This window comes from Tessaracoccus sp. MC1627 (genome assembly GCF_014164725.1).
In the GTDB taxonomy this organism is placed as follows: domain Bacteria; phylum Actinomycetota; class Actinomycetes; order Propionibacteriales; family Propionibacteriaceae; genus Arachnia.
On the sequence record NZ_JACJGA010000007.1, the window covers coordinates 100,268 to 122,225 of the forward strand.

The window sequence follows — 21,958 nt, forward strand, 5'->3', positions numbered from 1 at the left end:
GGGAATCCGACGTGTCACCCGTGCATCCCCACCCGGATCGCCGCTCGCCACTGGTTTTTGAGGTGCACGAGCTCGCGCGCAGGGCTGGGACGATGAAACAGGTAGTCACCACGGTTCCCGCGCCAGCCGCCCTAGGCACGGAAGTGATCGGGGTGCCACAAGACACCGACATCGAGCTGGATCTCCGGTTCGAGGCGGTGACCGAAGGCGTCCTGGTGACGGGCACCGCAACCGTGGAACTCCACGGCCAATGCGCCCGCTGCCTGGACAACATCGAGGAGCAGGCCTCCTTCGATGTGCAGGAGCTCTACTTCTATCCCGGCAACGAGATAGACGCGGACGAGAGCCTCATCGTGGATGAGACGATCGATCTGGACGAGGCCCTGCGTGACGCCGTGGTGCTCGAGTTGCCGTTCACGCCCCTGTGCGAGGATGATTGCCTGGGTCTCTGCCCCACATGTGGAGCAGACCTCAATGACGATCCCGACCACACTCACGGTCTACAGGTTGATCCCAGGTGGGAGAAGCTGACCGGGCTGAGCGGGGAAACACCCAACTGAGCAAACCTGTCAGTTACTGACGAAGGAGAAGATCGTGGCCGTTCCGAAGCGGAAGATGTCGCGCAGCAATACCCGTTCGCGCCGTGCGCAGTGGAAGACGACTGTCGTCCCCACCGTCGTGTGCGCCAACCCGGCCTGCCGCGAACCCCACCTGCAGCACACCGCGTGCGCAAGCTGCGGACAGTACGGACCCCGCGGCAGCCGCCGCCAGGTCCTCGAGGTCTGAGCCTGGCCCCTCCCCGCGGAGCGGGTCGTCCCCGTCCTCGGGGACGGTGACCTGACGAGACCGCACGCGTGGGGGTCTCAGCGGGATGAGCAGACTGGAAGAGCAGCTGAAGGAGCTGGGCGTCGAGGTGGACGCCCAGCTCTTTGAGTTGTCCTTCACGCACCGCAGCTACGCCTACGAGCATGGCGGCATCGAGTCCAACGAGAGGCTCGAGTTCCTCGGAGACGCCGTGCTCCAGATCGTCGTCACCGAGCACATCTTCCGCAGCTATCCGGACCTGCCCGAGGGGCACCTGGCGAAGCTCCGGTCCCGCGTGGTGAGCTCCGTGGCCCTCGCGGACGTCGCCCGTTTCCTCGAGCTCGGGGATCACCTGCTGCTCGGCAAGGGCGAGGTGGCCACGCGCGGGCGGGACAAGACCTCCATTCTGGCGGACACGATGGAGGCGGTCATCGGCGCCGTCTACATCTCCGACGGCCCTGAATCCGCTGCACGATTCATCCACCGCAACCTGGATGAGCAGATCGCCGACGCCCAGCGAAGCAGGGACTACGCCGATCACAAGACGGCGCTCCAGGAGATCTGCTCACAGCGCGGGTGGTCGCTTCCCCGCTACGAGGTCACCGGCGAGGGCCCAGACCACCAGCGGGTCTTCACGGCCGCCGTCATCGTCGACGAGCGGGTGCGGGGGCGGGGCACCGCGCCCAGCAAGAAGCACGCCGAGCAGATCGCCGCCCGCGCGGCCTGCGAGGATCTCGCCGGTGCCTGAGCTGCCCGAAGTCGAGGTGGTGAGGCGCGGACTGTCGGGGCACCTCACGGGACGCAGGATCACCAGCGTGAGCGTCCTCCACCCCAGACCAGTACGAAGCCACCCCGGGGGGCCCGCGGGTTTCGCCGCCGGCCTTGAGGGACGCCAGGTCGAGGGGGTGCGACGCCGCGGGAAGTACCTGTGGTGGGTGCTCGGCGACGACGCGATGGTGGCCCATCTCGGGATGAGCGGCCAGTTCAGGCTCAACCGCCCAGGCGATGAGCACGCCCGCAACACCCGTGTGATCTTCGGCCTCGACGACGGACAGGAGCTGCGGTTCGTCGACCAACGGATGTTCGGCGGCCTCGACTGGCGCTCTGGGCAGGCCGCGTGCCCAGTCCCTCACGTGGCGCTGGATCCCTTCGACGAGGCGTTCGACGAGGCCGCCGTCTCAGCGCGTCTCCGCGGCAGGCGCACAACCGTCAAGCGGGCGCTGTTGGACCAGACCCTGGTGTCCGGCATCGGGAACATCTACGCCGACGAGGCCCTGTGGCGGGCCCGGACCCACTTCGACCACCCCACCGCGGGGCTGACCCCCCAGCGTTCCCGGAGGGTTCTCCGCGCGGCCCGAGAGGTGATGGCCGAGGCGCTGGCCCAGGGTGGGACGTCGTTCGACTCCCTCTATGTCAACGTCAACGGGGAATCCGGCTACTTCTCCCGCTCGCTCGAGGCCTACGGGCGCGAGAACGGGCCCTGCTCACGATGCGGCACTCCCATCGCGCGCCGCTCCTTCATGAACCGGAGCAGCTACTTTTGTCCGAGGTGCCAACAGGCGTGGAAAGGTGGCCAGTGATCAAGGAGATGCTGCACCGCTATCGGAGCTCACTCCGACAGCTCCTCCGCTTCGGCATGGTCGGAGGCCTCGGGGTGGTGGTCAACATGGCCGTCATCTGGGTGCAGCGCCACAGCCTGCCCATCTTCTGGCCGGAGTCCGCCTACGGCGGCGGGGCCTGGTGGTCCATTCCGGGCACCGAGTTCAACATCCGCTGGTACCACGTCATGAGCATGGTGGCCTTCATGGTGGCCAATCTCGTCAACTTCCAGCTCAACAGGTGGTGGACCTTCGGCTCACACCGGCACTCGGCCTGGTGGCGCGAGTACTGGCCGTTCCTCACCGTCGGGCTCGCCGCGCAGCTCATCGGGATGGGTCTCCTGACCCTGCTGATGTGGGAGCAGTCGCCCATCGCGCTGCCCAGCGACGTGTTCGACAACTCCAGCGGCCTGCGGACCAAGTTCTACTGGGCGCAGCTGATCATGATCTTCTTCACCATCCCGGTCAGTTTCCTGCTGAACAAGTTCTGGACGTTCCGGTCCATCCGGACCGCCCTGCCGCCGGTTGAGGCAGCCTAGAGCAGGCATGTACCTCAAACAGCTCACCCTGCGCGGGTTCAAGTCCTTCGCCTCCGCCACCACACTGGTCTTCGAGCCGGGCATCACGTGCGTCGTCGGGCCCAACGGCTCCGGGAAGTCGAACGTCGTCGACGCCCTCAGCTGGGTGATGGGGGAGCAGGGAGCCAAGACTCTGCGGGGCGGCAAGATGGAGGACGTCATCTTCGCCGGCACCGCCAAACGTGCCCCGCTGGGGCGGGCCGAGGTGGAGCTCACCATCGACAACTCGGACGGCGCGCTGCCCATCGAGTACGCAGAGGTCACGATCACCCGCACCATGTTTCGCAGCGGGGGCTCGGAGTACGCCATCAACGGGGCTGCGGCCCGGCTACTCGATGTGCAGGAGCTGCTCAGCGACTCCGGGATCGGCCGCGAGATGCATGTCATCGTCGGCCAGGGCCAACTCGACGCCATCCTCCAAGCCACTCCGGAATCCCGCCGCGGTTTCATCGAGGAGGCGGCCGGGGTCCTCAAGCACCGCAAGCGCAAGGAGAAGGCGCTGCGGAAACTGGAGGCCACCAAGGCGAACCTCGAGCGGCTGGGCGACCTCGTCGCGGAGTTGCAGCGCCAACTGAAACCCCTGGGGCGGCAGGCGCAGGCGGCGCGGAAGGCGGCGGTCATCCAGGCCGAGCTGAGGGATGCCCAGGCTCGCCTCCTCGCCGACGACCTCGCCACGGCCCAGGCCCAGCTGGCCGCCGAGCTCGCGGACGAGGCGGCCGCGGCCGAGGCCAAGGCGCTCGCCGAGGCGTCCGTGCGGCACGCGCTCGAGGCCGAGGAGGCTGCCGAGCGGATCCTGCGAGAGGCCGGCGCCGCGTTCGATGCCGCCCAGGAGCAGTGGTACGCCCTGGCCGGGCTGCGAGAGCGCGTCACCACCACGGTCTCGATCGCCGCCGAGCGCATGCGCGCCGGAGACAGCCAGCCCGCGCTGGACCTCGGAGGCCGGGACCCGGAGGCGATCGAGGCCGAGGCAGCCGAGTTCAGGACCAGGGAGCTGGGACTCCGGGCGGAAGTGGAAGAGGCGCAGAGTCGCCTGACGGATGCGTCGCTCAGGCGCTCCGGCGCAGAGCAGAGGCATGCCGCGGCGGAGCAGGCCTACGCGGCGGCGCTGAGGGCTGTCGCGGACCGTCGTGAGGGGCTTGCCCGGCTCACCGGCCGCGTCAACTCAGTGACATCCCGGCTGGAGGCCTCGGACGAGGAGGTCCAGCGGCTCTCATCCCGGCGCGACGACGCTCTGGCGCGTGCCGAGGAGGCGGGACGCCGCTACCACGCCACGGAGTCCTCTCTCGCCGGCCTGGGTAGCTCGGAGTCGGACCTCGATGAGGGCTACGAACGTGCCGCAGCCGTGGTGGCTGAGGTGGAGGCGGAGTCCGCCACCCTGCGGAGCGCGGAGGCGGAGCTGGGCCGGCGCCGCGCCGGGCTGGAGGCCCGCGTCGACGCGCTGCGCCTCATGAGGCTGCGTCGTGACGGTTCTGCGGACCTGATCGAGGCAGGCCACGAGAGCGTGCTCGGGCGGCTCGGTGACCTGCTCACCATCGAGCCGGGGTGGGAGGCGGCCGTGGCCGCAGCGCTCCGAGGGATGGCCGAGTCCGTGGTCGTTCAGGGCCTTGACGGTGCGCTGGACGCCTCCCGTTACCTCGCCGACGGCGACCTCGGCCGGGCCCCGCTCGTGGTTGCCGGGGCGCCGCGGCACGACGGTGCGCCGTCGGTCGGACGACCGCTGAAGGCAATGGTTCAGGCCCCCGAGTCCCTGGCGGGGGCCCTGGACCGGCTGCTGGGCCCGGCCGTGGCGGTGGAGTCGGCGGATGAGGCGGCGGCCGTCGTCGCCGCGCACGCCCACATTGTCGCGGTGACCCGGTCGGGGGATCTGTTCTCCTCGTGGCTCGTGGAGGGCGGATCGGCGGCCGCCCCGTCGATCCTCGAGGTACAGGCGCAGCTCGCCCAGGCCGAGCAGGAGCTTTCGGAGTGCGAGCACGAGGCGCACCGGGCCCGATTCGCCGCCGAGGCCGTGGCCGAACGTCTGGACGCCGCCCGGCTCGACGAGGCCGCCGCCCTCGCCGAGCTGCATGCCTCGGACGCGCAACTCGCGGCGGTCGCGGAGCAGCTCAACTCTCACCGTCAAGGGCAGGCGTCGGCGGCACGGGAGGCCGAGCGGCTCACCGAGGCCATCGATGCTGCCCTCGCCGCGAGAACCCGTGACGAGGAGCTCCTGACCGAGCTCTCCGCCCGCCTGGAGGCGGCCACGGCAGAGGGGGAGGACACCGAACCCGATGCGGAAGACCGGGACGAGCGGGCGGCCGAGGCGCGCCGTGCGCGTCAGGAGGAGATGGACGCCCGGCTCGCTCTGCGCACCGCTGAGGAGCAGGTCAAGGCGATCGCGGGACGGGCGGAGGCCCTGGCCCGGTCCGCCCAGCACGAGCGCCAGTCCCGGGCCAAGGCGAGGGCGCGGGCCGAGTACCTGCGACGGGAGGCCGAGGTGGCCCGCGTCGTGCACGAGGCCGCACTCCGGCTGACGGAGCTCGTCGAGGGCGCGCGGCGGAGCGCCTCTACGGCGCGTGACGCGGCCGACGAGGCCCGCCGCCGCGCCGAGTCCGGCACCACTCAGGCCAGGCACGCCGCCAAGGCCGCGGCAGCCCGCCTCGACGAGATCGTCCGCGGGGCCCATCGCGACGAGATGGTCCGGATCGAGCACCGGATGCGCGTCGAGCAGCTGGTGGACAGGGCGCTGGCGGAACTGGGCCTGGAGCCCGGACAACTGGTGGCCGAGTACGGCCCGGAGGAGCTCGTCCCGGTGCTCACCTGCCCGGACGGCACCGCACTCGCCGAGGACGACGAGCAGCCCTCGCCCACGCCGTACAACCGGGAACAGCAGACGGCGAGGCTCCGGGCCGCGGAGAAGAACCTGGCGATTCTGGGGAGGGTCAACCCGCTGGCGTTGGAGGAGTTCGATGCGCTCACCGCCCGCCACCAGTTCCTGGCCGAGCAACTCGACGACCTCAAGCAGACCAGGGTTGACCTCCTCGAGATCGTGGGGGAGGTGGACAGGCGGGTCCAGGAGGTGTTCGAGACGGCCTACCGCGACGTGGAGCGCAGCTTCGCAGACGTCTTCGGCCGCCTGTTCCCCGGCGGCGAGGGGAAGCTGATCCTCACCGATCCCGGCGACTGGCTCACGACGGGCGTGGACGTGGAGGCCAGGCCCGCGGGCAAGCACGTCAAGCGGCTGTCGCTCCTCTCCGGCGGTGAGCGTTCCCTTGTCGCGGTGGCATTCCTGGTGGCCCTGTTCATCGCCCGCCCCAGCCCGTTCTACATCCTCGACGAGGTGGAGGCGGCCCTCGACGACGCCAACCTCGGGAGGCTGTTGGGTATCTACGAGGAGCTCCGGGCCTCGTCGCAGCTGCTGATCATCACGCACCAGAAGCGCACGATGGAGATCGCGGACTCGCTGTACGGCGTCACCATGCGCGGCGACGGGATCTCCACCGTCGTGTCGCAGCGCCTTCACGAGCGTTGAGGCGCACAATGGGCTCGTCGTCCGCAACGGCGACGCGCCGACGATTTCCCGGTACGTCCGGGGGTCGGCACTATGGAGGTCCTTCCCCCAAGTCCTCCGAGAGGAGCCCCGTCCTATGAGCGTCGCGGTTATCGCAGTCCTGTTCGTCCTGATCCTGGCAGTCGGCCTCCTGGTGGTGGTCGCCGCCTCGGCGGGGCACCTCGAGGTGAAAGAGCCCAAGCTGGGGCGGGTGATCGACGAGGCCAACCGTCACCTCAACGGAACCGGTGAGGTGCCGAAGTTCCTCGAGAGGCTGGATAACAGGGTCGGCTGACCGCCTGGCTAGGATGACCCCGTGGATTGGTTCTTCTGGGTCATCATCGCGATCGTCGGCTTGGCGATCCTCATCGGCGGCATCGTCGTCACGCTGGACAGGCGCCGGCAGCTCGAACACCAGCAACGCCCCGAGCTGGCCGAACCGGACCGCGGGCCGGACGTGGTGCTTGCGCCGGAGGTCGAGCCCGCCGCTCCGGAGCAGGTGGCCGTCGAGCCGGTGTCCGTGGGGCCCGCTGTTCTCGTGCCGGAGGCGCCCGCCGTTGAAGTGCCATCCGCTCCCTCGCTGGAGCGGCCCGAGGCCCCGGCCTCCCGATTGGCCCGTCTCCGCCGCCGGCTCTCCAGCAGCAACAACGCGCTCGCCCGGGCGCTGGCCGATCTCCTCTCTGTGGACCGGCTCGACGCTGACACCTGGGATGACTTCGAGACCACGCTCATCTCCTCGGACCTCGGGGTGGGTCCGGCCACAGAACTCACCGGGGCGCTGCGTCGCCGGCTCGCGGTCGACGGCGTGGCAGACCCCGCACAGGCCGAACGGGTGCTGCACGACGAGCTCCTGAAGCTCGTCGACCCCTCGTTGGACCGCAGCCTCAATCTCATCCCCGGCACCCCCGGGGATCCGGCCGTGATCCTCGTGGTGGGCGTGAACGGAACAGGCAAGACCACCACCGTGGGCAAGTTGGCCCGTGTCCTGGTGGCCGAGGGGCGCACGGTCGTCCTCGGGGCGGCCGACACCTTCCGCGCCGCCGCCGCTGAGCAGCTCGCCACCTGGGGTGAACGGGTTGGCGTGGAGACGCTGCGCGGTGACGAGGGAGCGGACCCAGCCTCGGTGGCGTTCGACGCCGTGGCCGCCGGCGTCGAGAAGGGCGTGGACGTCGTGATCGTGGACACCGCCGGCCGGCTGCATACCAAGACGGGGCTCATGGACGAGCTCGGCAAGGTGAAGCGCGTCATCGAGAAGAAGGCGGCCGTCACCGAGGTGCTGCTCGTCCTCGATGCCACCACCGGCCAGAACGGCATGACCCAGGCCCGGATCTTCGCCGAGGTGGTCGACGTGACCGGCATCGTCCTGACCAAGCTCGACGGATCCGCCAAGGGCGGAATCGTGGTTCAGGTGCAACGGGAGCTCGGTGTGCCGGTAAAGCTGGTTGGACTGGGCGAGGGGGTCGACGATCTGGCGCCGTTCGAGCCGGAGGGCTTCGTCCAAGGAATCCTCGGGCGTTAGCCATAACTTTCGTCCACAATTCCGCGCGACACGAGCCGACCTAACGTTGGTCAATGGCCCGGAGGTCGGGGATCCGCAACGATCAGCTCATGATCGAAGCGAGCCACCTGACAAAGACCTTTGGTCGCAGGACTGTGGTCGACGATCTCAGCTTCAGGGTTGATCCCGGAGTAGTGACAGGCCTGCTCGGACCCGAGGGTGCGGGTAAGACCACCACACTGCGAATGATCCTGGGCCTGGAGCGCCCCACGTCCGGCTCTGCACTGATCAATGGGCGCCCCTTCTCGCAGCTGGAGCGCCCAGACAACTCAGTTGTCGCCATGCTCGGCGGCAAGTGGCTGAGCCACGGATGGCTCGGAAGATTCCGTCGCCGGCAGGCGGACGTCCTGGTTCCCCCGGGCCCCAGGAGGAGGGCCGGCATGGCTGAGGCAGCGCTCGGTGATCCAGATCACTACGTGTTCGACGAGCCGTTCGCAGGCTTGGGGCAGGAGGGTGCCCGGTGGATGAGACAGTCGCTCAGGCGGCTTGCTGCACAAGGGAAGGCCGTGCTGGTGACCGGCCACTCGCTGGCCGAGATGGCCCAGGTGGCCGACACGCTGCTTGTGCTGGGCAACGGGCGGCTGATGGCCGCCACGTCGGTGGACGAGTTCATCAGCACCAGCGGCGGCCCGGCGGTTCGGGTCAGGGCTCAGCGGCAGGCCGAGCTGTACGACCTCCTGCTCGGCATGGGTGCGCGGGTGACGCCCCGGATCTCAGATCAGGGCGTCTCGCTGCTCGTGCACGGGTTGCCGATCGCCCGGGTCGCCGAGGCAGCTGTCAACTTCGGCATCATCGAGATGGTCGAAGAGGACGCCACCTTGGAGCGCGCACTCCTGGAGAGGTCCGGGATGAACGTGCCCACCGTCGGCACCCTCGCCAGGGGTGGCATCACCTGATCGAAGGCAGGTCCAACTCCGCGAGGTCCACTACACCGAGCTGGATGGCCCGCACCAGGATCTGGGTGCGGGACTTGAGTCCCATCTTGTCGCCGATGTGAGACAGATACTGCTTGACCGTTCCCTCTGAGACGAACATCTTGGTCCCGATCTGCTGGTTGGTCAGGCCCTGCGCGAGCCATCGGAGGAGTTCCTTCTCTCGCGGGGCCAGCCCCGGGTCGGCTGGGACGGAGGGTGCCTCCGGCGCGTCCTTCACGTTGGAGACCAGTTCCTTGCGCACCGCCGCTGAGAGGGGCATGTCGCCGTCGATGGCCTGATCGATGCCGGTCAGGAGGGCGGGCCCGCCGGCGTCCTTGAGGAGGTAACCGGAGGCACCGGCGCGCAGCGCGGCGACGATGTACTCCCGCGTACCGAACGTGGTCAGCGCGACGATGCAGGCTTTGGGCCATTCGCGGCAGATGTCGCGGGTGGCCTCCACCCCGGACTTCTCGGGCATCTGCAGATCCATCAGGACGACGGTGGGGCGGAGGCGCCGGTAGGCCGCCACGGCCTCTTTGCCGTCGCGCGCCTCGCCCACCACCTCGTAGTCGCTGTGGCGCGAAAAGAAGGTCCGGTAGGCCTCGCGGACCATGGGGTCGTCATCCACCACGAGGATGCGGCGCACAATGTTCATTGCCTTACCCTAACGGGGTGTGGCGCCCCCATTCTCATTGGGGGCGGTCGATACTTGAGTCTGGCCATTAGTCAGTGTTGGAATTGGCGGGAGGACTGTTGACTATGGGGGAACATGTCGTTCTTCAGCGCAAAGGACATCCCCATGAAGCTCCGCACACTCGTCGCCGGTCTGATCCTGACCGTCGCTGTCGCCCCCACGGCGATGGCCGCCCCCAAGTCCGCTCCGGCGCCTCAGCCTGTGGCTGGGACCAGCAGCACGGTCAGTCCGCAGTTCTTCTGCCAGATCTTCCCGAACTGGGCCATCTGCCACCGCTGAGTCGGCGCGTTGACATCGCGCTGATCTCGGCAGCCAGCCTGCCGGTAGGATCACGCGCATTCTGAGTTCATTGATGGAGCGGTTTGTCACGTGAGTCGTTCCAACGACCCTCCAGGGGGGGTCCTCAACGTAGCCCGCTACATCCTCGCCGCCATGGTGCTGTATGGGTCATTCAGCACCCTGCTGGCGTGGCAGAGAATGGGCTGGCACACCGCTGCCTCTCCGATTGCGCAGATTGCGGAGGGCGTGGCATGCGTCCTGGTGTTGTGGCGCCCGCGCGCGGGGCTGGTCGCCGCCATTGTCCCTCTGGGACTGACGCTTTCTTTTGGCACGATGGAAGCCGACCTCCTGGCCCACCTACTGGTTCCTTCGGCTTTCGCGGCGGTGGCACGTCCCCGTGCGGTGGCCGGCGTCGTGGGGCTCTTTCTGGGCTACGCCGTGGCCAGGAGCCTCCAGGCGGCTGAGTGGGACGTCGCGGCCGCATATCTCATCCTCCTGATCCCCAGCGTCACGGCTGGACTGCTGCTTCGGGCCATGTTGATCGCCAGGCGTCGCGGGCAGGGCCGCGTTCAGGTGATGGGGGAGGACGCGAGACGGATCCGAGGCGAAGAGCGGGCTCGGCTCGCGGCCGAGCTCCGCACTCTGGTGTCGGCGCGGCTGGCGGACAGCAGCGCAATCCTCACCGCGTCATCGCGACTCACCGATCCAGACCAGATGCGTATCGCCATTGCCCGGGTGAACGCGGCGTGCCTGGGCGCGTTGGTGGAGGTCCGGGCCCTCGTGGGAATGCTGAGGGAGGATCCGACCGCCGACGGTCACGACGAGGCGATTGCTCGCCCAGTCGTCACCACCGCGCTGTCCAGGCTTCGGGAGCGGCTGGAGGAACGAGGCGTCCGCGTGAGGATCGAGGTCCCCGCGGAGATGGACCTGGCTACGCGAGTGACGCAGTTCACGGTGATCAGGGTGATGGACGAGATCGCAGATGCCGTCGTCTCGGGTGGCACAGCCAACGCCGGCGCCGACGTGACTGTGAGGCTGGAGCGACGCCGCGGTTGGGTCAGCCTGGAGGCCATGTATCCGGATGCCGCCCCGGGTTCCCGGGTGGCCCATGAGGGCCGGATGGACCGGCTCCGCCAAAGGGCCGAGACCCTGGGCGGGAGCCTCAGGGTTGAGGCGCAGAGCGGTGTCCGGCACCTGCACCTCGATCTCCCCCCCGCCGTCGATCCGCCGCCTGGTAAGCGCGGTGCCGAGCGGGCAACAGGATGGCGGCGCCTGGTCACCGCGGGTGCGGCACGGGGTCTCCTCACGATGGCGCTGACCATCGGAGGCCTGGGTTCTGGTGCCGGGCTCGGGGAGGCCGTGACCGCCGGGGAGATCCCGTGGGAGGCCTTGTGGGAGGTGGTCGGCTTCATCTCGGCTGGCGTACTGCTGTGGTGGCCGCTCGTGGGCGCCCTGCCCGCCGCGGTCGCCACCATCGGGATGCTCTACACACCACACTCTGACGATCTGGCCCTTGCTGCCATCCTCATCGTCGCCTGCTGGCACGCGGCCCAGGTGACTCAGCGCCGGGCGGCTCTCGCGTTGGGCGTACTCGCCTCCGGGGCGCTGGTCCTGGCAACGGTGGCGGACGTGGGTGCGGTGCGTGAGCGAGCCATCGTCGCGGCCGTGATTCTCCTCGTGCTCCCGGCCCTCATCGCCACGCGACACTTCCTCGTCACGCGACGCACCCAGATCGAGCAGATGGCGGGGCTGCGCCGCACGACGGAGGGAATCCGGAACGAGGAACGCAACCTGCTCGCGCGCGAGCTCCACGACGTGGTGGCGCACCATCTCTCCGTGGCCACGCTGCAGTCCATGGCCTACGGCGAGAGCGAGAACCCGGATGAACTCCGCACGGCGCTGACGCGCATGGAGCGGTCGACGAAGGGGGCGGAGGAGGAGATGGAGCTGCTGAGCCGCATCATGGCGGGGCCTGCGGGGGAGGAGACCGGGATCGCCCTGGTGCGCCCCACCACCGTGGTCGGCGTCCTCGCCGAGACCCTCCGCGACAACGGATTCCGCGTGTCAGTCTCGGTGGACCCGCTCTCCGACGAGCTGCCCGCACCGACCCTGCGCACCCTGACCCGCGTCATGCAGGAGTGCGTGACCAACATCCTGCGCTACGGTCGCCGCGACGGGGCGTGCCACCTGACCCTCGACGTCGGCACCCACGACGTGACGCTACGGATCGCGAACGCGATGCCCGCCCGGCGCCGGAGTTCGCCCCTCTCGCTGGGTTACGGCCTGGCGGGGATCCGCGAACGGGTCGACCTGCTGGGAGGGCGGTTCGCGGTCACCGCCGACGCTGGCACCTGGGTGGTCGAGGTCGCTCTCCCGCGCGAAGACTGATCCCCGGCGGTCCGGATCAGACCGCCGCCCCGACCGCGGCAACCAGCGCGTCGGCGCTTCCCTTCGCATCCCCGAACAGCATCGCCGTGTTCTCGTTGAAGAACAGCGGATTCTCCACGCCGGAGTAGCCGGCTCCCATGGAGCGCTTGAAGACCACCACCTGCCGCGCCTCCCACACGTGCAGGACCGGCATGCCGGAGATGGGCAGCCCGGGCTCCATGGCCGCCGGGTTGACGGTGTCGTTGGCGCCGATGACCAGCACCACGTCCGTGCGTGGGAAGTCGTCGTTGATCTCGTCCATCTCAAGGACGATGTCGTAGGGAACCCTGGCCTCGGCGAGGAGCACGTTCATGTGCCCGGGCAGGCGCCCCGCGACGGGGTGGATCGCGAAACGGACGGTCTTGCCCTGCGCGATCAGGCGCCGCGTCAGTTCGGCGACGGGGTGCTGGGCCTGCGCGACCGCCATGCCGTATCCAGGTGCGATGACCACGGAGTCCGCGTCGCGGAGCCACCCGGCCACGTCCTCAGCATCGGCGCTGATGGCTTGACGTGGGTTGCCGTCGGCGTCCAGGAGCGCCACCTGCGTGCCCGTGGAGTCCGCGGTGCCGAAGCCGCCCAACAGGACGTTGGCGATCGAGCGGTTCATGCCGCGAGCCATGACGATCGACAGGATGATTCCAGACATGCCGACGATGGTCCCCGCGACCACGAGCAGATCCGATCCGATCGCAAATCCTGAGAGAGCACCGGCCCAACCCGAGAACGAGTTGAGAAAGCTGACCACGACGGGCATGTCCGCGCCGCCGATGGCCATCACCATGATGATTCCCACCACGTAGCCCAGCACGTGGGTGATGACCAGCGCCCAGAGATTGGGGCTTGCCAGGTGCCATCCCAGCGATCCGAGGAGACCGATCCCCAGGAGGGCCATCACCACGCCTCGGGCCGGCACCGTCAGCGGCTTGGAGGTGATCCGCCCGCCGAGCTTCCCGAACGCGACCACCGACCCGGAGAAGGTGAGGGAGCCGACGAAGACCGCGAGCCAGACCTCCACTCCGTGGACGATCTTGTCAGTGAGGACGGGGTAGCTGTCCACGCCGAGGGACGCGTTGATGCCCACCAGCGCGGAGGCCTGCCCGCCGAACGCGTTGAACAGCGCCACCAGGCCCGGCAGACCTGTCATGGCCACGCGCGCCGAGTACATGAGCCCGACGGCGAAGGCGATGACGAGCCCCACTGCAAGCAGGATGAAGCCGGTGGTGTCCCACCGCTGGGCGAACGTGTGGATGATCGTGGCCACTACCGCGAGGGTCATGCCGACCATGCCGTAGACATTGCCGCTGCGCGCGGTCTCCTGCCTGCCGAGCCCGACGATGCCCAGGATGAACAGGAGGGCGGCGGCGATGTAGCTTCCGAAGACGATGTTGGTCAGCATTTGGTCAGCTCCTCTGGAACATGGCGAGCATGCGGTGGGTGATGGCGAACCCGCCGACACAGTTGATCCCGGCCAGGACGATTGCGACGAAGGCGAGGAGCTGGACGTGCAGCAGATCTGAGGTCAGCTGGGTGATAGCGCCGACGATCGTGATGCCCGAGATTGCGTTGGACACGCTCATCAGCGGCGTGTAGAGCGCCGGCTGGACACCCCAGATCACGTAGTAGCCCACCACGCTGGCAAGTCCGAACACCAGGATGCTGGACAGGAACCCGCCTGGGAGAATCAGCGTCAGCAGCAGCCACACCGCCACCGCGAGCAGCACGCCGCGGAAGCGGGACCACTGGTCAGGTGGTGGGGGGGGAGCGACGGGCGCCGTCGGGACCACCGCGCCGGCGGCCTTGGCCGGTGCCACCGACACTTCGATCGGCGGTGGCGGGAACGTGACCTCCCCGTCGCGCGTCACCGTCATCTGGCGGTGAACCTCATCGTCGAAGTCCAGCTGGGCAACGCCGTCCTTGCCGGGGGTGAGCAGCTTCATGAGGTTGACGACGTTGGTGCCGTACAGCTGCGAGGCCTGCCCCGGGAGCCGGCTCGCGAGGTCCGTGTAGCCCACGATGTGGACCCCGCCGTCGGTCACGTAGGACTCACCCGGCCGAGTCAGCTCGCAGTTGCCGCCGCCGCTGGCGGCCAGATCCACGATCACGCTTCCAGGCCGCATCGAGGCGACCATGTCCGCGGTGATCAGCTTGGGAGAAGGTCGCCCAGGGATGGCCGCGGTGGTGATGATGATGTCGACATCCCGGGCCTGCTTCGCGTACAGCTCTGCGGCGCGCGCGGCGTAGTCGGCGGTGGTGGCCTTCGCGTACCCGTCGGATGAGATGCCCTGATCTGTGGCCGCGACGGTCAGGAATCTGCCTCCCATGGATTCCACCTGCTCGGCGGTCTCTGGCCGAACATCCGTGGCGGTGACCTCCGCGCCGAGGTTGCCGGCGGTCCCGATGGCGGCCAGGCCCGCGACACCGGTACCGATGACGAACACCTTCGCCGGGGAGACCTTCCCCGCGGCGGTGACCTGTCCGGCGAAGAAACGGCCGAACTCGTGACTGGCCTCGATGACTGCGCGATAGCCGGCGATGTTGGCCATCGAGCTGAGCGCGTCGAGCGACTGTGCGCGGGAGATGCGCGGCACCATGTCCATCGACAGTGCGGTCACTCCCCGGGCGGCCAGTGCCTCCACCAGGTCTGTGCCGGTGCGCGGATGCAGGAAGCCGATCAGCAGTTGGCCGGGGTGGAGCCGCTCCAAGTGCTCATCCGTGGGCTCGCCGACCATGGCGACGATGTCCGAGGACCAGGCTGTCTCCGGTCCGACGACGGCAGCACCGGCCTCCTCGTAGGCGCTGTCCGGCAGCGCGGCCAGCATGCCCGCCCCGGTCTCCACCGCCACGTCGTAGCCGAGCTTCAGCAGAGCCGACACCGTGACCGGTGTCGCGGCCACCCGCGTCCCTGGGGACTCATTGGGAATGCCGATCCTCATGCGTGGGGTCCTTTCGCCGGTGCCGGTGCGATCCTCATGGGAGCCTAACGGTCCGGCGTCAGGATGTCCCGGCTGGGGGGTGCCTGCGGCGCCGGGCACGCTGAACCTGGCTGCCTCGCCTATCCTGGTGCGGTTCACACATCTTCGAAGGGCTCAGATCAGTGTTCGACACTCTGCAGGACCGGCTGTCGTCGGTATTCAAGGGGTTGCGCTCCAAGGGGCGGCTCACCGAGGCCGACATCGACGCCACGATGCGCGAGATCCGCATCGCGTTGCTCGAGGCAGACGTCAACCTGGGGGTCGTCAAGGAGTTCGTCGCGGCGGTCAAGACGCGCTCCCTCGAGGCGGAGCTGTCCAAGGCGCTGAACCCTTCTCAGCAGATCATCAAGTTCGTCAATGAGGAGCTCGTCAGCATCCTCGGGGGCGAGGCGCGGGCACTCAGGTTCGCCAAGCGCCCACCCACAGTGATCATGCTGGCCGGCCTCCAGGGAGCAGGCAAGACAACCCTGGCCGGCAAGCTGGCCAGGTGGTTGAAGTCCGAGCAGCACACACCGCTACTGGTCGCGGCGGACCTGCAGCGGCCCAACGCGGTCAACCAGCTCCAGATCGTGGGCCAGCGCGCGGGCGTCCACGTGTTCGCGCCGGAGCCCGGCAACGGCGTGGGTGACCCCGTCGAGGTGGCCAGGCGTGCCATCGCCCACGCAGAGGCGAAGCTCTACGACGTGGTGATCGTCGACACCGCCGGTCGGCTCGGCATCGACCAGGAGCTGATGCGTCAGGCGGCCGACATCAAGGCCGCGGTCAACCCGGACGAGACGCTGTTCGTGGTCGACGCCATGATCGGCCAGGATGCCGTCAACACCGCCAAGGCCTTCGACGAGGGCGTGGGCGTGGATGGCGTGGTCCTCACCAAGCTCGACGGCGACGCCCGCGGTGGCGCCGCCCTGTCCATCGCGCGGGTGCTCGGCAAGCCGGTCATGTTCGCCTCCAGCGGCGAGGGCCTGGCGGACTTCGACAGGTTCCATCCGGACCGGATGGCGTCACGGATCCTCGGCATGGGCGACGTCCTCACCCTGATCGAACAGGCGGAGAAGACCTTCGACGCCGAGGAATCGCGCGCCGCAGCCGAGAAGTTGATGGGCAGGAACAAGTTCGGCCTGCAGGACTTCCTGGGGCAGATGCAACAGCTGCGCAAGATGGGCCCAATGTCGAAGATCCTCGGCATGCTGCCCGGGGCAGGCCAGTTCAAGGAGGCCATCAACGACATCGACGAGAAGGAGATCGACCGCATCGAGGCGATCATCTACTCGATGACGCCGAAGGAGCGCGACGACGTCTCCATCCTCAACGGTTCGCGCCGCTCCCGCATCGCCAAGGGTGCGGGGGTACAGGTCTCCGAGGTCAACAAGCTGGTCAACCGCTTCGTCGAGGCACGCAAGATGATGGAGGCCATGGCCGGCGGTGGCATGCCGGGCATGGGGGGGATGCCCGGGGCGCCGGCCATCGGCGGCGGCCGCCGGGCACAGCAGAAGAAGCAGCAGCAGAAGAAGCAGCAGCGCAAGGGCCCCAAGGGAGTGCGCCAGCAACCTGCGCAACAGCCGCAGATCCCGCAGTCCCTCGACGACTTCCAGTTGCCGCCGGACCTGCAGAAGATGTTCAACGAGAACAAGCCGAAGTTCTAGGAGTCACGATGGCGGCAGCACTCCACCTCACAGGAACCTTCCTCCCCGACGAGGAACCGCAGGAGGTGTGGATCGCCGACGGCGTGCTCAGGAACGAGCCGATCACAGGCGCAGACACCATCGCCACGGACGCCTGGGTGATCCCTGGACTGGTCGACGCCCACTGCCACATCGGGCTGGGGCCGCAGGGGGCCGTCAGCTCGGAGACGGCGAGGGACCAGGCGGAAACGGATCTGGCGGCGGGCACCATGCTCATCCGCGACGCGGGCTCCCCGTCGAACACGCGGTGGGTGCAGCAGGCGCCCGAACTGCCTCGCCTGATCCGTTCGGGACGACACGTGGCGAGGCCGCTGCGCTACATCCGCTATCTCGGTGTCGAGGTCGAGCCGGAGCAGCTCGTCGAGCAGGTTCGCCATGAGGCGCGCGACGGCGACGGGTGGGTCAAGCTGGTGGGGGACTGGATCGAGCGATCCGCCGGCGACCTGGCCCCCCTGTGGCCGGCCGATGTCGCGGCAGCGGCGATCGCGGCCGCCCACGAGGAGGGCGCGCGCGTCACCGCCCACTGCTTCGGCGAGCAGGCGGTCCACGAGCTGGTCGAGGCCGGCATCGACTGCATCGAGCACGGGACCGGACTCTCCGATGAGGGGATCGCGCAGATGGCGGAGCGGGGCACGGCGCTGGTGCCCACGATGATCAACCTGGACAACTTCCCGCGGTACGCCACTCCTGCCCGCGAGAAGTTCCCCAGCTACTACACGCACATGATGGACCTGTACGCCCGTCGCAAGCAGACCGTCGGGGCGGCCATCGAGGCAGGTGTCGCGGTCTTTGCCGGAACCGACGCGGGCACCGTCGTCGAGCATGGCCGGATCCGCGACGAGGTGGAAGCGCTGGCGGAACTCGGAGGAACCGAATTCGCGCTCGGCGCCGCCAGTTGGCGCGCCAGGACCTGGCTCGGTGCCGACATTCTCACGCCGGGGGCCAGCGCCGATCTCATCGTGCTCGACGCCGATCCCAGGGAAGACCTCACCACCCTCCGTCGTCCGCTGGCGCTGATCCTCCGGGGCAGGCTGGTCGGCTGACTGGGTAGTCTGGCGGCTGACCGAAGGAGGCCCCAGTGTCCGACCCCAGCCAGTCGTTCCCGCCGCCAAGCGTGGACCAGCGCTCAGCTGATCTGCCTCAGCCCGCATCACCTCTGCCGCCGCAACCGCCGCAGCCGCTGCCGCCAGGGCCGGTCGGTATGGCCGCGCCGAAGCAGCCGAGCGGGTTCGGGCGCGGGTTCGGCATCGGAGCGGGCATCGGGCTGGGCCTCGGCGCCGCATCCCTGCTCATGGCGGTGGTGCTGGGCGTGATGACGATCATCGGCTCCCTGACCCTCGTGTCGACCGCCAGCGGCGTGGCAACCACCCAGCTGGCCACCATCTGGGGCGACGGGAGCCAGAGCCTCCGCGCCATCCCGGTGTCGGGCCCCATCATGGCCGATGCCTCGGATGGCGCCCTGCTCAGCGCCGGATCCTACGGCTACGAGATCGCCGCCCAGCTCGACGAGCTGACGGCCGACGACGCAGCCGGCGTGGTGCTGCTCGTCAACACCCCGGGTGGGAGCATCGCGGGCTCGCGCGCCGTCAGCGACGCGGTGGTGAGATACCAGGAGCGCACCGGGCAGAAGGTCCTGGTCCATGTGAGTTCCATCTCGGCCTCCGGCGGGGTCTACGCGACCGCGCCGGCCGACGAGATCATCGTCGATCACGGCGCGCTGGTGGGCTCAATCGGGGTTATTTTCGGCCCGTTCGACCAGTACACGGACGTGGTCGCCACAAGCGGGACCCTGTTCGAGTCCGGCGTGACCACCACCGGAGGCATCACCAGCGAATATCTGTCGCAGGGGGAGGGCAAGGACTTCGGGAACCCCTTCCGCCCCATGACCGACGAGGAGCGCGCCATCTACACGGCGGGCCTCGCCACCGAGTACGACGCCTTCGTGGCGCACGTCGCGCAGCACCGCGACATCACCGAGTCCGCGATCCGGGATCAGATCGGGGCCCACCTCTATGACTCGGAGCGCGCGCAGGACTACGGGCTGATCGACGGCGTGCTGGGGCGCGACGAGTTCTTCAGGCATGCCGCGGAGGCTGCCGGCCTGGATCCGGAGGACACCAGGGTCGAGGCCGTCCGGCAGCCGAGCTCGTGGGAGGTCTTCCTCGGGGTGCAGCGGCCGTTCGGGGTTGCGCCGGCGGCGCTGACCGGGGAGGGCGTGGTGCCCGCGCTGAGCCCTGCCTTCTGCCGGAGCTCCCAGCCGTTGGCGCTGGCGGGCAGCCTCAAGGGCCTCTGCGGCTAGCGGGCCAGGTTCACTCAGCCCCAGCCCAGAGAGTGCAGGGCCTCCTCATCGATGCCGTGATAGTGGCCGAGCTCGTGCACCAGGGTGATCCAGACTTCGTCGTAGAGTTCGTCGGAAGTCCGGCACATCCGGCTCAAGGGCCCGCGGAAGAGGACGATCCGGTCCGGCAGCTGCCCGTAGCCGTACTGGTCGCGCTCAGTCAGCGCGGTTCCCTCGTACCAGCCCAGGGAGTCGGAGCCGTCCTCCGGTTCGTCCTCGACCACGAAGATGAGGTTGTCCAAGCCGGTGACCAGCTGCTCGGGGAGGGCGTCGAGGGCCTCCTCGACAACCGCGTCGAACTGGGATTCGGAGATGTCCACGGCTCCGATGCTACGTGTCGGCTGCGCTGAGGATTGGTCGTCGCGCGCCGATCTGGCACAATGTCGGGTGCACCTCTTTGCCCGGGCCCTCTCATCCGAGCGTTGAGGCCCCTAGGTTTGTCCGCGCCGTGCCCCACACGTCGAGGACGTCCATCCACATCGTCTGCTGGCAGACGCTTTCATCAACAGGAGAACCCACACCCGTGGCCACCAAGATTCGCCTTAAGCGGCTCGGCAAGATTCGCTCGCCCCACTACCGCATCATCGTCATCGACTCGCGCGCCAAGCGTGAGGGTAAGGCCATCGAGGAGATCGGCCTGTACCACCCGAAGAATGATCCGTCCGTGATCCGCGTCGACTCCGAGCGTGCCCAGTACTGGCTCTCCGTCGGCGCCCAGCCCACTGAAGCCGTCGTCGCCCTGTTCAAGCGCACCGGAGACTGGCAGCAGTTCTCCGGCGACAAGTCCCCGTCCGGTGTCGATCCCCAGCCTGAGCGGCGGGACCGTGAGGCCGAGTTCGCCAAGGCCCTGGCCGAGGACAGCGGCGCTACCTCACCCGCCATCTCCAAGGCCAAGAAGAAGGCCGACGAGGCCGCTGCGAAGGCCGCGTCCGCCGAGGCTGAGGCCGCTCCGGCCGCCGAGGCCGAGGCTCCTGCCGAAGAGGCCTGAGCGTGCTCGCCGAGGCACTTGAACACCTCGTCGCGGGGATCGTCTCGCATCCTGACGAGGTGAGTGTCAAGGACAAGGACCTGCGCCGCGGACGCCTTCTGGAGGTGCGGGTGCACCCGGAGGACGTCGGCAAGGTGATCGGCCGCCAGGGTCGCACCGCGCAGTCCCTGCGCACGGTCGTCGCGGCGCTCGCCGGCAAGGAGAGCGTCCGCGTGGACTTCGTGGACGTGGACCGACCCCGTCGGCCCTGACAATCATGTGAATCGATGCCCCGGCACCCCCACGGGTCCGGGGCATCGTCATCCCCGCACGAGGCGGGCCGAGTGAAGGAGAACCGCGTGCAGGACATGGTGGAGGTGACCGTCGGCAGGATCGGCCGTGCGCACGGCCTGGGCGGCGAGGTGTTCATCGACCTGCGGACCGACGAGCCGGTGCGACGTTTCACGGCTGGCGCGACACTGCTCCTCGGGGACACGGGGCGCACCGTTGAGATCGCCACCGTGCGGTGGAATCGGGGACGGCTGATGCTGACCTTCGTCGGGTACCCGGACCGGACGGCCGTCGAGACGCTCACCGGACAGGTGCTGGGCACGCGGGTGCCGGTCGAGGAGCGACCCAGCGAGCCGGAGGAGTTCTTCGACCGCCACCTGGTGGGGCTCAGAGTCCTGGACCACAGCGGCAGCCAGGTGGGCACGGTCACCGATGTGCTCCATCTCCCCGCGCAGGATGTGCTGGAGGTCGCCGTCGACGGCGGGGAGCGGCTGATCCCGTTCGTCGCCGCGCTGGTGCCCGAGGTGGACCTCGCCGCCGGCCACGTGCGGCTCGCGGAGGTCGGCGGCCTCCTCGAGGACATCGAATGAGGCTTGACGTCGTCACGATCTTCCCGGACTACTTCGCGCCTCTCCGGTTGAGCCTCGTGGGCAAGGCCATCAACTCAGGCCTTGTCGACCTGGCCGTTCACGACCTGCGCCAATGGACACATGACCGTCATCACACCACCGATGACACCCCCTACGGCGGGGGCGCGGGAATGGTGATGAAGCCCGAGCCGTGGGGCGAGGCGTTCGACGCCCTGGAGGTGGCGTCGCCGCTGCCGATGACGGTGGTGGTGCCCACTCCCGCCGGCGCTCCGTTCACGCAGGCCACCGCCTATGAGCTCGCGTCGCGGGAGAGGCTCGTCTTCGCGTGCGGCCGCTATGAGGGCATCGACCAGCGGGTGATCGACCACTGCGCCGAGCGCTATGACGTGGTGGAGGTCTCGCTGGGCGACTACGTCCTCAACGGCGGAGAGGTGGCCACGCTGGCCATCGTCGAGGCCGTCGTGCGGCTGCTGCCCGGTGTCCTGGGGAACCCCGCCTCGCTGGTGGAGGAGTCGCACTCGGAGGGACACCAGCGCCTGCTTGAATACCCCAACTACACCAAGCCACCGATCTGGCGGGATCGTGCAGTCCCCGAGGTGTTGCTGAGCGGTCATCACGGCCTGATCGAGCAGTGGCGACGGGAGCAGGCGGTTCGCCGGACGATTGAGCGCCGCCCGGACCTGCTCGCCGACGATATTTCGTGAGCTAATCGGCGCGTAAATGGCCTAGCTAATCGCGCC

General features: G+C 68.8%; 22 protein-coding genes. 18 read left to right on the forward strand and 4 right to left on the reverse strand.

The window, feature by feature from the left end; all coding sequences use genetic code 11:
• The first annotated feature begins 11 nt into the window (after positions 1–11).
• The 9 genes from H5399_RS14035 to H5399_RS14075 all read left to right on the forward strand — a co-directional run bounded on the left by H5399_RS14035 (position 12) and on the right by H5399_RS14075 (position 8,960).
• Positions 12–560 (forward strand): DUF177 domain-containing protein, encoded by a 549-nt coding sequence (locus tag H5399_RS14035; RefSeq protein ID WP_370585793.1) that lies wholly within the window; start codon positions 12–14, stop codon positions 558–560.
• Positions 561–594: 34 nt separating this feature from the next.
• A complete protein-coding gene (rpmF, locus tag H5399_RS14040; RefSeq protein ID WP_182783717.1) occupies positions 595–786 on the forward strand; it encodes a 50S ribosomal protein L32 in 192 nt (63 codons plus the stop codon).
• Between the two features lie 85 nt (positions 787–871).
• Positions 872–1,552, forward strand: coding sequence for a ribonuclease III (gene rnc / locus H5399_RS14045; protein ID WP_182783719.1), 681 nt, complete (start codon positions 872–874; stop codon positions 1,550–1,552).
• Positions 1,545–2,384: a bifunctional DNA-formamidopyrimidine glycosylase/DNA-(apurinic or apyrimidinic site) lyase gene (gene mutM, locus H5399_RS14050; protein WP_182783721.1), complete on the forward strand. Its 840-nt coding sequence runs from the start codon at positions 1,545–1,547 to the stop codon at positions 2,382–2,384. Before rnc ends, mutM begins: the two co-directional genes overlap by 8 nt.
• On the forward strand, positions 2,366–2,941 hold the full coding sequence (locus tag H5399_RS14055; protein ID WP_370585779.1) for a GtrA family protein: 576 nt from the start codon (positions 2,366–2,368) through the stop codon (positions 2,939–2,941). Before mutM ends, H5399_RS14055 begins: the two co-directional genes overlap by 19 nt.
• Before the next feature lie 7 nt (positions 2,942–2,948).
• On the forward strand, positions 2,949–6,488 hold the full coding sequence (gene smc, locus H5399_RS14060) for a chromosome segregation protein SMC (protein ID WP_182783723.1): 3,540 nt from the start codon (positions 2,949–2,951) through the stop codon (positions 6,486–6,488).
• A 115-nt stretch (positions 6,489–6,603) separates the two neighbouring features.
• Positions 6,604–6,801, forward strand: a complete 198-nt coding sequence (locus H5399_RS14065) for a hypothetical protein (RefSeq protein ID WP_182783725.1) — start codon at positions 6,604–6,606, stop codon at positions 6,799–6,801.
• A 21-nt stretch (positions 6,802–6,822) separates the two neighbouring features.
• The gene (ftsY, locus tag H5399_RS14070) at positions 6,823–8,025 is read left to right on the forward strand and encodes a signal recognition particle-docking protein FtsY (protein WP_370585780.1); all 1,203 of its coding nucleotides are present in this window, start codon (positions 6,823–6,825) and stop codon (positions 8,023–8,025) included.
• Positions 8,026–8,114: 89 nt separating this feature from the next.
• Positions 8,115–8,960, forward strand: a complete 846-nt coding sequence (locus H5399_RS14075; protein WP_182783727.1) for an ATP-binding cassette domain-containing protein — start codon at positions 8,115–8,117, stop codon at positions 8,958–8,960.
• Here H5399_RS14075 and H5399_RS14080 read toward each other — a convergent pair.
• A complete protein-coding gene (locus H5399_RS14080; protein ID WP_182783730.1) occupies positions 8,953–9,633 on the reverse strand; it encodes a response regulator transcription factor in 681 nt (226 codons plus the stop codon). The two genes, H5399_RS14075 and H5399_RS14080, sit on opposite strands and share 8 nt — an antisense overlap.
• Positions 9,634–9,777: 144 nt before the next feature.
• On the opposite strand from H5399_RS14080, the gene H5399_RS14085 reads away from it, so the two are divergent.
• Together H5399_RS14085 and H5399_RS18625 are read left to right on the forward strand one after the other, a co-directional pair.
• Positions 9,778–9,951 (forward strand): hypothetical protein, encoded by a 174-nt coding sequence (locus H5399_RS14085; RefSeq protein ID WP_182783732.1) that lies wholly within the window; start codon positions 9,778–9,780, stop codon positions 9,949–9,951.
• 90 nt (positions 9,952–10,041) lie between these two features.
• Positions 10,042–12,339 carry a histidine kinase gene (locus H5399_RS18625; protein WP_182783734.1) on the forward strand — a complete coding sequence of 766 codons (2,298 nt, stop codon included), beginning with the start codon at positions 10,042–10,044 and terminating at the stop codon, positions 12,337–12,339.
• A gap of 16 nt (positions 12,340–12,355) precedes the next feature.
• Here H5399_RS18625 and H5399_RS14095 read toward each other — a convergent pair whose 3' ends face one another.
• Both H5399_RS14095 and H5399_RS14100 read right to left on the reverse strand, forming a co-directional pair.
• Positions 12,356–13,774: an NAD(P)(+) transhydrogenase (Re/Si-specific) subunit beta gene (locus H5399_RS14095; protein ID WP_182783736.1), complete on the reverse strand. Its 1,419-nt coding sequence runs from the start codon at positions 13,772–13,774 to the stop codon at positions 12,356–12,358.
• Between the two features lie 4 nt (positions 13,775–13,778).
• Positions 13,779–15,311, reverse strand: a complete 1,533-nt coding sequence (locus H5399_RS14100; protein ID WP_182783738.1) for a Re/Si-specific NAD(P)(+) transhydrogenase subunit alpha — start codon at positions 15,309–15,311, stop codon at positions 13,779–13,781.
• Positions 15,312–15,472: 161 nt separating this feature from the next.
• Between H5399_RS14100 and ffh the strand changes: the two genes are divergently transcribed.
• From ffh to H5399_RS14115, 3 genes are read left to right on the forward strand one after another with little or no spacing between them, the layout of a single operon-like run.
• A complete protein-coding gene (gene ffh, locus H5399_RS14105) occupies positions 15,473–16,993 on the forward strand; it encodes a signal recognition particle protein (protein WP_182783740.1) in 1,521 nt (506 codons plus the stop codon).
• Positions 16,994–17,001: 8 nt separating this feature from the next.
• Positions 17,002–18,075, forward strand: coding sequence for an amidohydrolase family protein (locus H5399_RS14110; protein ID WP_182783742.1), 1,074 nt, complete (start codon positions 17,002–17,004; stop codon positions 18,073–18,075).
• Between the two features lie 35 nt (positions 18,076–18,110).
• The gene (locus H5399_RS14115; RefSeq protein ID WP_182783745.1) at positions 18,111–19,331 is read left to right on the forward strand and encodes a S49 family peptidase; all 1,221 of its coding nucleotides are present in this window, start codon (positions 18,111–18,113) and stop codon (positions 19,329–19,331) included.
• 14 nt (positions 19,332–19,345) lie between these two features.
• On the opposite strand, the gene H5399_RS14120 is transcribed toward H5399_RS14115, so the two are convergent.
• Entirely contained in the window at positions 19,346–19,690 is a 345-nt protein-coding gene (locus H5399_RS14120; protein WP_182783746.1) for a metallopeptidase family protein, read from the reverse strand.
• Between the two features lie 203 nt (positions 19,691–19,893).
• On the opposite strand from H5399_RS14120, the gene rpsP reads away from it, so the two are divergent.
• The 4 genes from rpsP to trmD all read left to right on the forward strand — a co-directional run bounded on the left by rpsP (position 19,894) and on the right by trmD (position 21,922).
• Positions 19,894–20,358, forward strand: coding sequence for a 30S ribosomal protein S16 (rpsP, locus tag H5399_RS14125; protein ID WP_182783747.1), 465 nt, complete (start codon positions 19,894–19,896; stop codon positions 20,356–20,358).
• Between the two features lie 2 nt (positions 20,359–20,360).
• The gene (locus H5399_RS14130) at positions 20,361–20,609 is read left to right on the forward strand and encodes an RNA-binding protein (protein WP_182783749.1); all 249 of its coding nucleotides are present in this window, start codon (positions 20,361–20,363) and stop codon (positions 20,607–20,609) included.
• 72 nt (positions 20,610–20,681) lie between these two features.
• On the forward strand, positions 20,682–21,218 hold the full coding sequence (gene rimM / locus H5399_RS14135) for a ribosome maturation factor RimM (RefSeq protein WP_370585781.1): 537 nt from the start codon (positions 20,682–20,684) through the stop codon (positions 21,216–21,218).
• On the forward strand, positions 21,215–21,922 hold the full coding sequence (gene trmD / locus H5399_RS14140) for a tRNA (guanosine(37)-N1)-methyltransferase TrmD (RefSeq protein ID WP_182783751.1): 708 nt from the start codon (positions 21,215–21,217) through the stop codon (positions 21,920–21,922). The genes rimM and trmD overlap by 4 nt, the downstream gene beginning before the upstream one ends.
• Positions 21,923–21,958: the final 36 nt, after the last annotated feature.